This window comes from Ochrobactrum sp. CGA5 (genome assembly GCF_006345815.1).
GTDB lineage: Bacteria > Pseudomonadota > Alphaproteobacteria > Rhizobiales > Rhizobiaceae > Brucella.
This window is the reverse complement of record NZ_VCIG01000009.1, coordinates 33,330-48,345: the sequence shown is the minus strand read 5'-3', so window position 1 is coordinate 48,345 and position 15,016 is coordinate 33,330. Positions and strand designations below refer to the sequence as shown.

The window sequence follows — 15,016 nt, the reverse complement described above, 5'->3', positions numbered from 1 at the left end:
GCTGAAATCCCCATAATGTTAGGCAGGCATGCTGGGGTCCCGCCAGCGGCGCCTGGAGGCGGCTCGGCCTTTTGAGCGCCCCGACACCGGACGGGACATGGCAAGAGGATTTAAGTCATGGCTGACTTTCGCAATATTCAGGCGCAGCAGAGGCCGGTAGGCGGCGCTCGTGCTGATGCGGGCATTGACCAGGGCCTGCGCAGCTACATGCTTGGCGTCTATAACATGATGGCTATCGGCTTGGCCGTTACCGGCCTTGCCGCATTTGCCGTTGCAGCACTTGCAACGACCACGGACCCGTCCGCAGCCGTTGCGCAGCTCGCTAATGGCAAGATGCTCACCGGTCTCGGTGTGGCGCTCTACACGTCCCCGCTTCGCTGGGTTGTGATGCTTGCGCCGCTTGCGGCAGTGTTCTTCCTGAGCTTCCGCATTGAGCGTCTTTCTGTATCGACCGCTAACGCTGTCTTCTGGGGCTATGCAGCTCTCGTCGGCCTGTCGCTGTCGTCGATCTTCCTGGTCTTTACCGGACAGAGCATTGTTCGCACCTTCTTCGTGACGGCTGCTTCCTTTGGCGCTCTGTCGCTCTACGGTTACACGACCAAGCGCGACCTGTCCGCCATGGGCTCATTCCTGATCATGGGTCTGTTTGGCCTGATCCTGGCATCGGTCGTCAACATCTTCCTTGGCTCCACAGCGTTGCAGTTCGCAATCTCGGTGATCGGCGTTCTGATCTTCGCAGGCCTCACCGCCTACGACACGCAGTCGATCAAGGAAATGTACTATGAAGGCGACTCTTCGGATGCGCATGGCCGCAAGGTCGTGATGGGCGCGCTGCGTCTCTATCTCGACTTCATCAACATGTTCACCTTCCTGCTGCAGTTCATGGGTAACCGCGAATAGTCAGCTGAAGAGCGACTGAATAAAAGGGCAGCGGAAACGCTGCCCTTTTTGCTTTTGTCTGACAGTTTCCTGAGGCATTGTGAAAGCCAGTACAAGATTTGTTCGGTTTCTCTCATGCCCGTCATTCGCGATTTCCAGCCTGCCGATATCGAAACGATCAGCGCGATCTATACGGAAGCCGTCCTGAACGGCGCCGGCTCTTACGAGATCGAGCCGCCGACAAAGGACGATATGGAGAAGCGCTTCGCGGCATTTGTGGAGCAGGGCTTTCCGATCCTGGTTGCGGAAGAGGACGGCAGGGTTCTGGGCTATGCCTATGCGAGTTATTTCCGCGTCAGGCCTGCCTATCGCTGGCTTGCGGAGGATTCAATCTATATCGCCCCTGATGCGAAGGGAAAGGGCATCGGCAAGTTGCTGCTGCACGAACTCATCGAACGTGTTGCCGCCTTGGGATTTCGGCAGTTACTGGCGGTCATCGGCGATGGCGAACACAATATCGGTTCGGTGAAGCTGCATGAGAGTCTTGGCTTTACCCATTGTGGGCGCATTGAGGGGTCCGGTTTCAAGCACGGGCGCTGGCTCGATACTGTACTAATGCAGCTATCGCTCAACGGCGGGCGCTCAATCGAGCCCGGGGCGCCGCCGCTTTCATGATCCTGTAGCGCATTTCCTGTTTCACTTAAGTCGGGAAAAGCTCTATCCGCTATTTACGCAAAGGATCAGCTTTCAACGAGCTTGAGGCTCTTGTCGAACACGCGCAGAACGCGTTCCAGCTCATGGCCGCGCTTCATGATAAGTCCGCTTGCGGCTACGACTGAATAAGCGCCTTGTTTTTGCGCCAGCTTCGGATTCTTTTCAATGCGGAAAAGTGGAATCTCGCTTGCGCGGCGAAAGATCGAGAACACGGCGCGGTCAGTCAGATGGTCGATAGCATAATCGCGCCACGCTCCGGAGGAGACCATGCGGCCATAAATGTTCAGGATTTTGCCGAGTTCGTGCCGGTTGAAACTGACGGGAGCAGGTCGCGCACGGTCGAGGGGGACGACCTTTGGCGAGGCGGGCGAGGGAGAAGGGGATGACAAATCCTCATTCGCTGCGCTTGACGTATCCATTTCCTTCCTTTCAGCCTTTTGCAGAGCGCAGACCAAAAACCGGGCAGGCTCAAAAACAAACTGCGCGCAACCGGCTTCGACATTCGGCAGAGGTGAAGCGAACCGGCATATGACAACAGGGTGATGCTTTTGTGAAGCAATTTCAAGTGGAGGCTTCTGACCACCGATTTTGATTACCGATTATGCATCAGGCAAACCCCAACAAATAGCGGTTAAGGGTCGTATATTAGCCGTTCACGAAAAGAGAAAGCCTGTTCTCAATGGTGATTGCCGGTCACATTTTCGCCTTTTCAGCTTCGCATTCCAGCCCGATTATGGCTTCAGCATCTACACGTTGCCTGAGACGGTTCGGTTCGGGTATGTCCGACCCCAAGCCCCCCGCCCAAAGGACTGCCCGAGCCGAACCAACCTTTGCCAGCCTTCGCTGACCCAAGTTGCAACAGTCTTCCAAAAGCCCGACACGGCATCAGCTCACAATGAAAATCTGTCGATTTTATCGAAACGTGTTTTTCGCCATAAATCGCGGAAGAGCTATGAAGATCAGATAAGATCAGAGGCCGAAAGGCTGTTTCTGTTTAAACATGGCCGCACCGTGAATTGGGCCGAGCGAATTGTCGTCGCGCGTTTCCTGTAACATTACGGCGCAGCCCGAAACATCTTTGCGCTTCAGTTCCGAAGCCGGTATCTCGATTTTCAGCGGCTTGCCATCCCACATGCCAATCGTATCAGTATCACTGACCGTATTGCGATAGGTGACAGCCTGCCCGGCATTCTCACCCGCAGTGATCGGAATTGTCACGGCATCGCGGAAATAGAACAGCACCACATGCACAGGCGCTTCCGGCTTCTTGCCTGCGCCGATTTCGATGGACAGGCGCCCGTCATTGAGCTGCTTGATCGAAACCGGTACATTCAGCTTGTTGGCCGCGATCTGCGTCTGAATGGCTTTGCTGTCGCGGCCATTCACCTCTGCCGTGCCATTGATGATGGCTTGCGGCGTATAGATCATGCGCGCGTTGAAGGAATTGCGATAGGCATTCTGCCGGTCGGTGTTTTCCTGATTGGCAAGTGTGTCGCGCCAGCCCATATAATCCCAGTAATTGACGTGAAACGACAGTGCCAGCACATTGGGATCGTCGGCATACTTTGCGAAGTTCTGGTCAGCCTGAGGGCAGGACTTGCAGCCCTGGCTTGTATAAAGCTCCAGAACGGCGGTCTTCTTGCTACCGTCCTGCGCCTTGGCCGGCCCTTGCACGGAGATGCAGCCGGTGAATGCCAGCCCCAGAACAGCACAGATGCTACGCCAGCCGGGCAAATGCTCGCCGGTAAGCCATGGACCTGTCCCATAGAAGGGGGCGTGGAGTATCACTTTGTTTCATCCTGCAATTATTGTCGCTGACATCTATTATGTAGGAAGTCTTGCAATCAATAGGAATTCACGTTGCAGTGAGAGCATCTTTCAAAAATAGGAAAGCCGCCGGATTTCTCCGGCGGCTTCTGAATTTCAAATGTGTGCCGATTAAGCAGCCAGGTCGCGCAGAACGGTCTGCAGAATGCCGCCGTTCTTCATATAGTCGAGTTCGTCCAGCGTATCGATACGGCAGATAAGCGGAACCTTCTTCACTGTGCCATCGGCATAAGTGATTGAGGCTTCGACCTTCTGGCGTGGACGCACATCGGCAAGACCTTCGATGGAGACGATTTCGTCGCCCTTAAGACCAAGTGTCTGCCAGCTTGTTCCTTCCTCGAAGACGAAAGGCACAATGCCCATGCCAACGAGGTTGGAGCGATGGATACGCTCGAAGGACTGAGCGATCACGGCCTTGACGCCAAGCAGGTTGGTGCCCTTGGCAGCCCAGTCACGCGAAGAACCGTTACCGTATTCGACGCCTGCGAAGACGACGAGCGGTACGCCCTCGGCCTTGTACTGCATGGCAGCATCATAGATCGAGGTTTCTTCCTTCGATGGGTAGTGAATGGTGTAGCCACCTTCACGACCGTTTTCGCCAAGCATATGGTTGCGGATACGGATGTTTGCGAAGGTGCCGCGCATCATCACTTCATGGTTGCCGCGGCGCGTGCCGTACTGGTTGAAGTCGGCAATACCAACGCCATGGTCGATGAGATATTTGCCAGCAGGCGACTGTGCCTTGATCGAACCGGCAGGCGAAATATGGTCGGTGGTGATCTTGTCGCCGAAGAGCCCCAGAATGCGGGCGCCCTTGACGTCGCCGATCGTGCCGGCCGACTTGCCCATGCCAACAAAGTAAGGCGGGTTCTGCACATAGGTCGAATTATCGTCCCATGCATAGGTCTGTCCGGCTGGAACCTGAACCGCCTGCCAGTTTTCGTCGCCCTTGAATACGTCCGCATATTTCTCCGAGAAGATTTTGCGGGTGACATTCTTGGCGATGAACTCCTGGATTTCCTGAGAGGAAGGCCAGATGTCGCGCAGATAGACCGGATTTCCGTCCTTGTCTTCACCGAGCGGCTCCTTGGTCAGGTCCTTGGTAACCGTACCGGCAAGAGCGTGGGCGACGACGAGCGGAGGCGAGGCCAGATAGTTTGCCTGAACGTCAGGTGAAACACGGCCTTCGAAGTTACGGTTGCCGGAAAGAACGGCTGCCGCAATCAGGCCCTTTTCGTTGATTGTCTTGGAGATCGGTGCCGGCAGCGGACCGGAATTGCCGATGCAGGTGGTGCAGCCGAAACCAACGAGGTTGAAGCCGAGTGCGTCGAGATCCTTCTGGAGGCCAGCGGATTCGAGGTAAGCGGCAACAACCTGCGAACCAGGAGCAAGCGAGGTCTTGACCCATGGCTTGGTCTTGAGGCCCTTGGCAACTGCATTGCGGGCCAGAAGGCCGGCAGCGATCAGCACACTCGGGTTAGACGTGTTGGTGCAGGATGTGATTGCAGCAATGGCAACATCACCATGACCGAGATCATACTCTTCGCCTTCAACAGCATAACGCGTGGTCTGGCCGGTGGTCTTCTTGTACTCGCTTTCGAGCGAGGTTGCAAAACCGGAAGCGATGTTTTCCAGCGCGATGCGGCCTTCGGGACGCTTCGGACCGGCCATCGACGGAACGACGTCGCCCATGTCGAGTTCGAGAATGTCGGTGAAGACTGGATCGGCAGCACCCTTGTCGCGCCACATGCCCTGTGCACGGCAATAAGCTTCGACGAGTTCGATGCGATGCTCGTCGCGGCCGGTCGTGTTCATGTAGTTCAGCGTTTCGCGGTCAACCGGGAAGAAGCCGCAGGTCGCGCCATATTCCGGGCCCATATTGGCAATGGTTGCGCGATCGGCCAGTGTCATGTTTTCGAGGCCTTCGCCAAAGAACTCGACGAACTTGCCGACAACGCCCTTCTTGCGCAGCATCTGTGTGACGGTGAGCACGAGGTCGGTCGCGGTCACGCCTTCCTTGATCTTGCCGGTCAGGCGGAAGCCGACGACTTCCGGCAGAAGCATGGAAACCGGCTGGCCGAGCATGGCCGCTTCAGCTTCAATACCGCCAACGCCCCAGCCAAGAACGCCAAGGCCGTTGACCATGGTGGTGTGGCTGTCGGTGCCAACGCAGGTGTCGGGATAGGCAACGGTTTCGCCGCCTTCTTCCTTGGTCCAGACAGCCTGAGCCAGATATTCGAGGTTTACCTGATGGCAGATGCCGGTGCCCGGAGGAACCACACGGAAGTTCTTGAATGCCTGCTGGCCCCACTTGAGGAAGCGGTAGCGTTCTCCATTGCGCTGGTATTCGAGGTCCACATTGGCTTTGAATGCGCTTGGATTGCCGAATTCGTCGACGATAACGGAGTGATCGATGACGAGATCAACGGGAACCAGCGGATTGATCTTTTCAGGATCGCCACCAAGCGCCTTGAGGCCGTCGCGCATGGCTGCAAGGTCAACAACGGCTGGAACGCCGGTGAAATCCTGCATCAGCACGCGGGCCGGGCGATAAGCGATTTCAGCGCCTGCCGAACCGCGATCATTCAGCCATTTTGCAACAGCTTCGATGTCCGACTTCTTGACGGAGCGGTCGTCCTCGAAGCGGAGCAGGTTCTCGAGCAGAACCTTCATGGAGAAGGGAAGCTTGGAAACGCCTTCGAGGCCGTTCTTTTCGGCTTCGGTCAGGCTGTAATAAACATAATCCTTACCACCCACGGTAAGGGTTTTGCGGCATTTAAAGCTGTCGATGTGCGACACTTCATTCGTCCTTTATGCTACTGGCCGGAAAACCAGGACGAACGCCTCTGCTGCGTTTCAAGGACGCGCTAAAGGTGCGGGTGCAGTCATTTCCGCTGTCCGTCCCGATGCCTGCGTCCTTAAGGGCAACAGGTTGAGGTCGGCCAAAAATGGTTTCCACGCCGACCGCTGGCGTGGTAGCCCTCATATAGAGAGTTTTCTAAAACGATTCCAGACAGAATATCGTGAATTCCGCCCCTTGCGGCGAAATGTTGCGATGCCTTTCCATATATCTTCCGGGGTTCCGGTTCTATTGGTCTGGCACTTATCCATCGGGGCTTAGAGGGTATAAAATGCGGCTGGAAGCCGAAAATCTGGCGGGCGAAAGGGGCGGCGAACTGATTTTCGCTGGCCTGTCTTTTGCGCTCAGTGAAGGCGAGGCGCTGGTGGTGACCGGCCCGAATGGTTCAGGCAAGTCAACGCTGCTGCGAATCATCTGCGGCCTGCTTCAGCCCGAAGCAGGAAGGGTGGAATTTCGCGAGGACGGCATGGTGCTTCCGGTGCGCGCCGTCTGCCATTATCTCGGGCATCAGAATGCGATGAAACCGGCGCTCAGCGTGCGTGAGAACCTGTCCTTCTGGCAGAAGTTCAACGGTGCGGCGCAATCGGAGATCAATGAGGCGCTGGAGACCGTCGACCTGCCCGGTGTGGAGCATCTGCCTTTCGGCTATCTGTCGACGGGGCAGAAGCGCCGTGTCTCCATCGCAAAGCTTCTGGTCAGTCATCGCCCGCTCTGGATCGTCGATGAACCGACCGCTGGCCTCGACAAGGCGTCCGAAGCCCGCTTTGCAGACATCATGCGCGGGCATATGCGGGAAGGGGGCATGATCGTCGCTGCAACGCATATTCCGCTGGGGCTAGAAACCGTATCGTCGCTCGATATGGCCGCCTATCCGGTAGAGGCTGCCTGATGCTGGCGCTTTTCCTGAGAGACATGCGCCTCAGTTTCCGCGCCGGTGGCGGCGCGCTGATCGGCATATTGTTCTTCCTCGCGGTCATTGCCGTCATGCCCTTCGGCGTCGGGCCTGATCTCAACCTGCTGGCGCGCATAGGCCCTGCCATGCTGTGGATCGGCGCGTTGCTGGCAACGCTTCTTGGTCTTGACCGGCTGTTTCAGGCCGACCGGGAGGACGGCTCCCTCGACCTGCTGTTGATCGGCGCGGAAAGCCACATGCTGGCTTTCACGGTTTTTGTGAAATGCGTGGCCCATTGGGTGGCAAGCGTGCTGCCGTTGGTGATTGCATCGCCGATGCTGGGTCTGTTCATGAATATGGATGCGTCAGCAATCGGCGCAACATCGCTGACCCTTCTGGTCGGAACACCTGCAATAGCTTTTATTGGCGCAGTCGGTGCGGCACTGGCCGTGGCTTTGCCGCGCGGCGGTTTGTTGGTGTCGGTGATCGTTCTGCCGCTCACCATTCCGGTGCTCATTTTCGGTGTATCAGCTTCTCATGGAGCAGCAGTAGACAATGCGCCCTTTCTGGCACCGTTCCTTATTCTTGCAGCACTCACCCTGTTCTTTGCCGTTCTCGGGCCTCTGGCCGCGAGCGCAGCGCTAAAAAGTTCGGCGGATTGAACATGATCCCGAAAAGTGGGAACCGGTTTTTGGATAAGATCATGCTCGGCGGATTGACGCAGTTGATTACGGTCAATTGAACGGCACGGGGGTGGAAGGTAAGTATAGGCCATGGAAAAAGACATGACCAAAGACGTCGTTAAAACCACGAGCTGGCTCGACCTGGCCAATCCCACGCGGTTCCTCGCCTTTGCGGGCAAGGTCTTGCCGTGGCTGGCCGGGCTTTCGGTGCTGTTTCTGGCCGCGGGCCTCTATATGGTCTTCTTCCTGTCGCCGGAGGACTATCAGCAGGGCATGACAGTGCGCATCATGTATATCCATGTGCCTTTCGCATGGCTTTCCATGATGTGCTACTCGATCATGGCCGTTTCAGCGCTGGGCACGCTGGTCTGGCGGCATCCGCTGGCCGATGTCTCAATCCGCGCAGCCGCTCCACTTGGCGCTGTCTTCACCGCGCTTGCACTTGCGACCGGCTCGCTCTGGGGCAAGCCTATGTGGGGCACGTGGTGGGTGTGGGATGCGCGGCTGACCTCGGTTTTCGTGCTGTTCCTGATGTATCTCGGCATTATGGCGCTGTCGCGTGCCATGGATGATCCGGCAAAAAGCGCCAAGCCTGTGGCCGTGCTTACGCTGGTCGGCTTCATCAATATTCCGATCATCAAGTTCTCGGTTGATTGGTGGAACACGCTGCACCAGCCCGCTTCCGTGTTCCGCATGGATGGCCCGACCATTGACGGCTCCATGCTGCGCCCGCTTTTCGTGATGGCCATCGGCTTCACGCTGCTGTTTTTCACACTGCATATGATGGCCATGCGCAATGAAATCTGGCGTCGTCGTGTGGCATCGATGAAGAAGCTCGCCGCACGGAATGCCGACCGCAATCGCAAGGCACAGGAGGGTGCGGTATGAACCATCTTGGCTTCGTTCTCGCCTCATACGGCATCACGGTTGCAGCACTTGCCATCACCATCGGCTGGATATTGATCGATCAGCGTATCCAGAAAAACGAACTGAAGCGGCTTGAGGCGCAGGGCGTGCGCCGCCGCTCCGCAAAAGCCCCTGGTAAAGCACAATGACCGAAACGACCGAGAAGCCAGCCGCGCCAAAAAAGCGCTCCACTTGGATTGCTCTGCTGCCGCTGGCGATTTTCGTCGGACTGGCGGCGGTATTTGCGGTCCAGCTTCTTTCGGGCAAGGACAATACGACGATACCTTCCGCGTTGATCGGCAAGCAGGCGCCGCAGACCAACCTGCCGCCCGTCGAGGGTCTGCTGCGTGATGGCGCGCCTGTTCCGGGCCTCAACAGCGAGGATTTTAAGGGTAAGCTGACGCTGGTGAATGTCTGGGGATCATGGTGCGTTCCCTGCCGTCAGGAACACCCGTTGTTGATGGAAATCGCCAAGGACGAGCGCATCCGTGTGGTTGGCCTCAATTACAAGGACCAGCCGGAAAATGCGCGCCGTTTCCTCGGCGATCTCGGCAATCCCTTTGCAGCAGTCGGCGCCGACCGCGCCGGACGCTCAGCCATTGAATGGGGCGTCTACGGCGTGCCCGAAACCTTCCTCGTCGATGAGACAGGCAAGATCGTCTATAAGCATGTCGGGCCGTTTACACCGGAGTCGGTGAAGAACGACCTGATGCCACTTATAAAATAAACATGACTAATTGGGTAAATACGATATGGAGCCACTTGAAAAGCTAGTAGGTTTATATTTGCGGCTAAATGGTTACTTTTTGTCAAAATATATTATTCACTCGCCTAATAGCGGAACTGTGCGCGGGGAAGTAGACTGGCTAGCTTTTAAAGGTGCTCATCATTCGCAAAGCCATGTAGGGGATAGTGGGTGTGACTTTCTAAGCCTAAACGAGAAGCGCAATGATATTATCATCTGCGAAGTAAAGTCATCAGCTTCCTCTGATTTTAATGGTTCTTTGAAGAATACTGAAAATATTAAAGATATATTATCATGGATAGGTACTGTTCCCGACAATGATATCGATTCAATTGCTGAGAAAGTATCGAAATTAGTTTCTCGAGATGTAGATAAAACTGAAGCGCAATTAGGTGTAGTTTATCAGAACTATGTCTTCCGGCCGCTTTTAGCGATTGGTGTGGATTCTGATTGGGATTTTGAGAGGCGTTGGCGTCTTAATACTGGCATAATATTCAATTTCATTAAAAAAAGATTAGCAACAGAAAATCATATACCGTCATGCTCTAGAAACTACGGAGCTTCTCAATGGGGGGGTGATTATAAAGATCTTATAGAGTGGTTTAAAAATAATAATGCTGAGAATATCAATATAGAAAACTTCAATAAGAAATTTAAACGTTAAATAGCACTGCCCTTAATAGGGCGGTGCTAAATCACGTAACAATCAATCCGGCAATTTCCGCACCGCGCCCTTGGCGGCGCTGGTTGCCATGGATGCATAAGCCTTCAGCGCGGTGGAAATCTTGCGCTTGCGTGTCTCCGCTGGCTTCCAGCCTGCTGCATCCTGCTCGGCGCGGCGTTGGCTAAGCGTTGCATCGTCTACAGCCAGATGAATCTTGCGGTTCGGAATGTCGATATCGATGATATCGCCTTCGCGCACCAGACCGATCGTGCCGCCTTCGGCCGCTTCCGGCGAAACGTGACCGATCGAAAGGCCCGAAGAACCGCCCGAGAAGCGTCCATCGGTGATCAGCGCGCAGGCCTTACCCAGACCCTTCGACTTGAGGTAGCTGGTCGGATAGAGCATTTCCTGCATGCCGGGGCCACCGCGCGGGCCTTCATAGCGGATCAGCACAATGTCGCCAGCCTTGATCTTGCCGTTCAAAATGCCGAGCACGGCCGAATCCTGGCTTTCGAAGATGCGGGCAGGGCCAGAGAATTTCAGGATGGAATCATCCACGCCTGCCGTCTTCACGATGCAGCCGTCTTCGGCCAGATTGCCGTAAAGTACGGCCAGACCGCCATCCTGACTAAACGCATGTTCCTTGGAGCGGATGACGCCTTTTTCACGGTCGGTATCAACGCTGTCGAAACGGCGTTCCTGAGAGAAAGCCACCTGTGTCGGTACGCCGCCAGGCGCTGCTGAATAGAACTTGTGCACCATTTCGCTGTTGGTGCGGGTCACATCCCACTGATCGAGCGCCTTGCCAACCGTTTCGCTGTGCACGGTCGGCAGACCGGTATTGATCAGGCCTGCTTTGTCGAGCTGGCCGAGAATGCCCATGATGCCGCCTGCGCGATGCACATCTTCCATGTGAACCGTGTTGTTGGCAGGCGCCACCTTGCACAGCACCGGCACGCGACGCGACAGACGGTCAATATCCGCCATGGTGAAATCGATTTCGGCTTCCTGTGCGGCTGCAAGCAGATGCAGAACCGTATTGGTCGAACCGCCCATGGCGATGTCGAGCGTCATGGCGTTTTCAAAGGCCGGGAAGCTCGCGATCGAGCGTGGCAGCACGCTTTCGTCCTCCTGTTCGTAATAACGGCGGGCGAGGTCGACAATGAGATGACCGGCTTCCACGAAGAGGCGCTTGCGGTCGGCATGGGTTGCGAGCGTCGAACCGTTGCCCGGCAGCGACAGGCCAAGCGCTTCTGTAAGGCAGTTCATCGAATTGGCGGTGAACATACCCGAGCAGGAGCCGCAAGTCGGGCAGGCGGAGCGTTCGATCGTCTTGACCTGTTCGTCGGTATAATGATCGTCGGCGGCGGCGACCATGGCGTCGACGAGGTCGAGCTTCTTGACAGAATCGTCCCAGACGACCTTGCCTGCTTCCATCGGGCCGCCGGAAACGAAAACGACCGGGATATTGAGCCGCAGCGCTGCCATCAGCATGCCGGGAGTGATCTTGTCGCAGTTGGAAATGCACACCATCGCATCGGCGCAATGGGCATTGACCATATATTCGACCGAGTCGGCGATCAGCTCTCGTGATGGCAGCGAATAGAGCATGCCATCATGGCCCATGGCGATGCCGTCATCGACCGCAATGGTGTTGAATTCCTTGGCAACGCCGCCAGCACTTTCGATTTCGCGCGCGACAAGCTGGCCGAGGTCTTTCAGATGCACGTGGCCCGGCACGAACTGGGTAAACGAGTTCACCACGGCGATAATCGGTTTGCCAAAATCCTCATCTTTCATGCCGGTGGCGCGCCATAGGCCGCGCGCGCCAGCCATATTGCGGCCGTGGGTGGTAGTACGCGAACGATAAGGAGGCATTTTCAAACCTTTAGGAACTATTCTAATTTGTAACGTCGATATGACAGAACCGTTCCCGCTGAGCAAAGCGCAAATTGCCCCATAGTATCAGAGGCTGGACCATTCGCAGGCTTGCAAACAACGAAAAGGGTTTCCGCGTGCGACGGTTTCGCAAGCGCAGACAAGGCAATCTAGCACATTGTTGTTATATTGCAAAAGATTTTACAGTTAAAACGTAAGGAAATTGCTTTAACTCAGGTCGAAGCCCCTGCCATGGCGATATCGAGCAGGGCATTTGCCGTTTTCATCCGTTGCTCTGCGGCAGAGCGAAACTCTTCGGGCAGAAGGTCGGGATGATTACTGGCGGCGAAGCTGCGGCGTCGACGTTGCAGTTCGGCGCGTTTAAGCCCCGGTTGCAGGCCCAGTTCCTGACGGATCGAATCCTGCGACTGCTTTTGCATACGTGCAGCTATCTCCTGCCGTTCCTGTTCCGCTCCGGCAGCGGCTTCCGGCATGTGTTCAATGTCGAACAGGCTTTCCAGATCGTCAGGCTGGCGTGGTGCCGGTACCGCATCATTGAGACCAGCCGAAAAGACTGCGGAAGCAAACCCGAATTGCGGCCCGCGAATTTCGTCCGTCGGGCTTGTATCAGCCTCAATCTCCTTCAGTACGGTTGCGAAATCGGGAAATGTCGGCCGCATACTACGTCGTCAAGCCTCTGCTGCGTCAAACCATGTGCGAAGCAAAAGCGGAGGCCAGCGTGCGTGTCAGCACGGATGGCGGGATCGGCTTCTGGAAGACAGGCATTTCTGGATAGCGAGCTGCAAGACGGGCAGGCAGTCCGCCGCCGGTGTGAATGACCACGACGACATGGTGGCTGATCAGCCGGTCCAGTACCGCTTCCACATCGCCGTCGGCCAGGTTTACATCGAGAATGGCGGCGTCGACTTCATTGCGGTTGATGATATCTATCGCTTGCCGGACGGTGCCGACTGGACCGAGAACGGTTCCATTCGCGTCCTCGACGGTCGCGGCAACGTCGAGGGCGACGAAAATTTCGTCTTCCACCACCAGCACCCGCCGCTGTCCAAGATCGTTCATCACTTGTCTCGCTGCCTCCCTTTTTGAGGTAAGCCCTTCAAGCAAGAAATGCGTGGGCGCAAGCAGAGGTTCCCTTCGCCGGCATGATAATGCGTTAATGGTGAATCAAATCTTTACCGGCTTTTATGGAGGGGCGGTGTCAGAAGGCAGTGAAGGTCAGCGTCGTCAGCGAACGGATGATGTTCGGGATGTCGAGAACGTTCTCGTTGATGAACTTGCCGATATCCTGATCCTCTGCGATGTATATCTTGGCCAGAAGGTCGAATTCGCCGCTGGTGGAATAAAGCTCGGAGACGATTTCACGCTGAAAGAGCGTATCGGCAACTTCATAGGTCTTGCCGGGGGCGCACTGCAATTGCAGGAAAACGGGCTTCATGTCTCTTCCTTTCGCGACGGGACTGCATGGCGCACAGCATAGCGCACATCACGGCAGTGTTTGCAGGTTACAAACACGGACGGCCCGATGAAATCAAGAGTGAAAGCGCGGTGGAGTGGTCTCCCGTCTTGGACTTGTGATCAGTACGCTTGGCAGGTTCATACAACGTTTTCAATTTACTCAATTGTAATTTTCTTGAGAGGACGCAATAAGTCTTCTCCCAGAAATTGTAATTTGCGCGCCCGATTATATGAAGTTCGTACTCCCTGCCGTTCTGCTGCTGTTCTCGCTCGCCTTTTTTACGGCGTGGCTTACTGATCGCGATCGCAAGTTTCTGGTACCCTGCGGCGCGTGTTTCCTGCTGATTGGCATCGCAATGCTGATCCAGCTCGGCAATTTCCCTGCGGATGACAGTTTGAACACCGTACTGTCAGCCGCATTTTATGTTGGCGGCACGCTGGTCGGCGGGTATGGAACGCTCCAGCGAAGCGGCCTTCGGCTTACATCTGCCTTCTACATACTCAGCTTTGCGCTCGTCGTCGGGGGTGTCTGGTATTACAGCTATATCGAGCCCGATCTGTTGTCGCGGGTCTACGTGCTCAATCTGGGCATGGCCACGCTGATCCTTTCTTTTGCCTGGCAGGCACGGTGCCTGTTGAAGGGGCCAGTGGTGGACAGGCTTTTGCTGATCATGCTCGTTCTGGTGGCATTGCAATTCGTGCCACGCACGCTTCTGACTGCCCGCTCCCTGCTCGGCGACGTGGAAGGCGACGATTTCGTGATGACCGTCTTTTGGCAGTGGACGGTATTTTCCACCGCCATTGCTGCAGTCTTAACCGGCTTCGCTTTGCTGGGGGCTGCAGGGTATGACCGTATAGGTGAGCTTTCCCATGAACGCGACAGCGATCCCTTGACGGGACTTCTCAACCGGCGCGGACTGGAGATGCGCTACAATGCGCTTGTACAGGCCAAAAGGGGTGTTCCGGGCTGGGTCGCCGTTTGCGATATCGATTATTTCAAGGCGGTAAACGATGCCTATGGACACGCGGCGGGTGACGCGGTCTTGAAGGAATTCGCCGCAATCTTGCGCAAACTCATCGGTGAGAAGCCACTCATTGCGCGCACGGGCGGCGAGGAGTTCGTCATCTGTGTCGACGACATGCATGCCGATAATCTCTTTCAGCTTATGGAAGGCGTGCGGCAGCATATCGAGAAGCACCGGTTCCAGCGCCTCGCAAAGGAAACCAGCGTCACATGCAGTATCGGCTGTGTCCGTCTGCCGGAGCAGGGTGATTTCTGGCAAACTGTCGATAAGGCCGACAAGATTCTCTACGCTGCCAAGAAAGAAGGACGCAACCGCACCTATGTGGAAGGGGTGAGCACGAACGGCGACGATTAGTCCAAAAGCATGGGCGAATTTTGGGGATGGCTGCTTTAACGGTTGGCCTTCGATAACTTTCCGGTGATGATCCGTACATTGCCGCAAATCATGCTTATTGTCGCTGCCGATAC

Annotated in this window: 16 protein-coding genes; 9 read left to right on the top strand and 7 right to left on the bottom strand. The window is 55.9% G+C overall.

Going from position 1 to position 15,016, the window contains the following annotated elements; all coding sequences use genetic code 11:
- Window positions 1-117 precede the first annotated feature (117 nt).
- On the top strand, window positions 118-900 hold the full coding sequence (locus tag FJQ48_RS09830) for a Bax inhibitor-1/YccA family protein (RefSeq protein WP_011982324.1): 783 nt from the start codon (window positions 118-120) through the stop codon (window positions 898-900).
- A 114-nt stretch (window positions 901-1,014) separates the two neighbouring features.
- The gene (locus FJQ48_RS09825) at window positions 1,015-1,554 is read left to right on the top strand and encodes a GNAT family N-acetyltransferase (protein WP_139974950.1); all 540 of its coding nucleotides are present in this window, start codon (window positions 1,015-1,017) and stop codon (window positions 1,552-1,554) included.
- Between the two features lie 65 nt (window positions 1,555-1,619).
- On the opposite strand, the gene FJQ48_RS09820 is transcribed toward FJQ48_RS09825, so the two are convergent.
- The 3 genes from FJQ48_RS09820 to acnA form a co-directional block, all read right to left on the bottom strand.
- Window positions 1,620-2,012, bottom strand: a complete 393-nt coding sequence (locus FJQ48_RS09820; protein ID WP_139974948.1) for a DUF2794 domain-containing protein — start codon at window positions 2,010-2,012, stop codon at window positions 1,620-1,622.
- A gap of 550 nt (window positions 2,013-2,562) precedes the next feature.
- Entirely contained in the window at window positions 2,563-3,297 is a 735-nt protein-coding gene (locus FJQ48_RS09815) for a thioredoxin family protein (RefSeq protein WP_139975099.1), read from the bottom strand.
- Between the two features lie 234 nt (window positions 3,298-3,531).
- The gene (gene acnA, locus FJQ48_RS09810; RefSeq protein ID WP_139974947.1) at window positions 3,532-6,219 is read right to left on the bottom strand and encodes an aconitate hydratase AcnA; all 2,688 of its coding nucleotides are present in this window, start codon (window positions 6,217-6,219) and stop codon (window positions 3,532-3,534) included.
- Between the two features lie 332 nt (window positions 6,220-6,551).
- Here acnA and ccmA point away from each other — a divergent pair, with 332 nt between their 5' ends.
- The 6 genes from ccmA (at window position 6,552) to FJQ48_RS09775 (ending at window position 10,170) form a co-directional block, all read left to right on the top strand.
- On the top strand, window positions 6,552-7,169 hold the full coding sequence (ccmA, locus tag FJQ48_RS09800; protein WP_139974945.1) for a heme ABC exporter ATP-binding protein CcmA: 618 nt from the start codon (window positions 6,552-6,554) through the stop codon (window positions 7,167-7,169).
- A complete protein-coding gene (gene ccmB, locus FJQ48_RS09795; RefSeq protein ID WP_139974943.1) occupies window positions 7,169-7,834 on the top strand; it encodes a heme exporter protein CcmB in 666 nt (221 codons plus the stop codon). The genes ccmA and ccmB overlap by 1 nt, the downstream gene beginning before the upstream one ends.
- Before the next feature lie 123 nt (window positions 7,835-7,957).
- Entirely contained in the window at window positions 7,958-8,743 is a 786-nt protein-coding gene (locus FJQ48_RS09790; protein ID WP_180350168.1) for a heme ABC transporter permease, read from the top strand.
- Window positions 8,740-8,910 (top strand): heme exporter protein CcmD, encoded by a 171-nt coding sequence (gene ccmD / locus FJQ48_RS09785; protein WP_139974940.1) that lies wholly within the window; start codon window positions 8,740-8,742, stop codon window positions 8,908-8,910. The genes FJQ48_RS09790 and ccmD overlap by 4 nt, the downstream gene beginning before the upstream one ends.
- Window positions 8,907-9,488, top strand: coding sequence for a DsbE family thiol:disulfide interchange protein (locus FJQ48_RS09780; protein ID WP_139974939.1), 582 nt, complete (start codon window positions 8,907-8,909; stop codon window positions 9,486-9,488). The genes ccmD and FJQ48_RS09780 overlap by 4 nt, the downstream gene beginning before the upstream one ends.
- Before the next feature lie 25 nt (window positions 9,489-9,513).
- Window positions 9,514-10,170 (top strand): hypothetical protein, encoded by a 657-nt coding sequence (locus tag FJQ48_RS09775; RefSeq protein WP_139974938.1) that lies wholly within the window; start codon window positions 9,514-9,516, stop codon window positions 10,168-10,170.
- Between the two features lie 42 nt (window positions 10,171-10,212).
- Here FJQ48_RS09775 and ilvD read toward each other — a convergent pair whose 3' ends face one another.
- The 4 genes from ilvD to FJQ48_RS09755 form a co-directional block, all read right to left on the bottom strand.
- The gene (ilvD, locus tag FJQ48_RS09770) at window positions 10,213-12,048 is read right to left on the bottom strand and encodes a dihydroxy-acid dehydratase (protein WP_139974937.1); all 1,836 of its coding nucleotides are present in this window, start codon (window positions 12,046-12,048) and stop codon (window positions 10,213-10,215) included.
- A gap of 233 nt (window positions 12,049-12,281) precedes the next feature.
- Complete coding sequence (locus FJQ48_RS09765; protein ID WP_139974936.1) at window positions 12,282-12,728, bottom strand: hypothetical protein; 447 nt, start codon at window positions 12,726-12,728, stop codon at window positions 12,282-12,284.
- Window positions 12,729-12,753: 25 nt separating this feature from the next.
- Entirely contained in the window at window positions 12,754-13,128 is a 375-nt protein-coding gene (locus FJQ48_RS09760; RefSeq protein WP_139974935.1) for a response regulator, read from the bottom strand.
- Window positions 13,129-13,267: 139 nt separating this feature from the next.
- Window positions 13,268-13,504, bottom strand: a complete 237-nt coding sequence (locus FJQ48_RS09755; protein ID WP_139974934.1) for an Lrp/AsnC ligand binding domain-containing protein — start codon at window positions 13,502-13,504, stop codon at window positions 13,268-13,270.
- A 250-nt stretch (window positions 13,505-13,754) separates the two neighbouring features.
- On the opposite strand from FJQ48_RS09755, the gene FJQ48_RS09750 reads away from it, so the two are divergent.
- Window positions 13,755-14,903: a GGDEF domain-containing protein gene (locus FJQ48_RS09750; RefSeq protein ID WP_139974933.1), complete on the top strand. Its 1,149-nt coding sequence runs from the start codon at window positions 13,755-13,757 to the stop codon at window positions 14,901-14,903.
- Window positions 14,904-15,016: the final 113 nt, after the last annotated feature.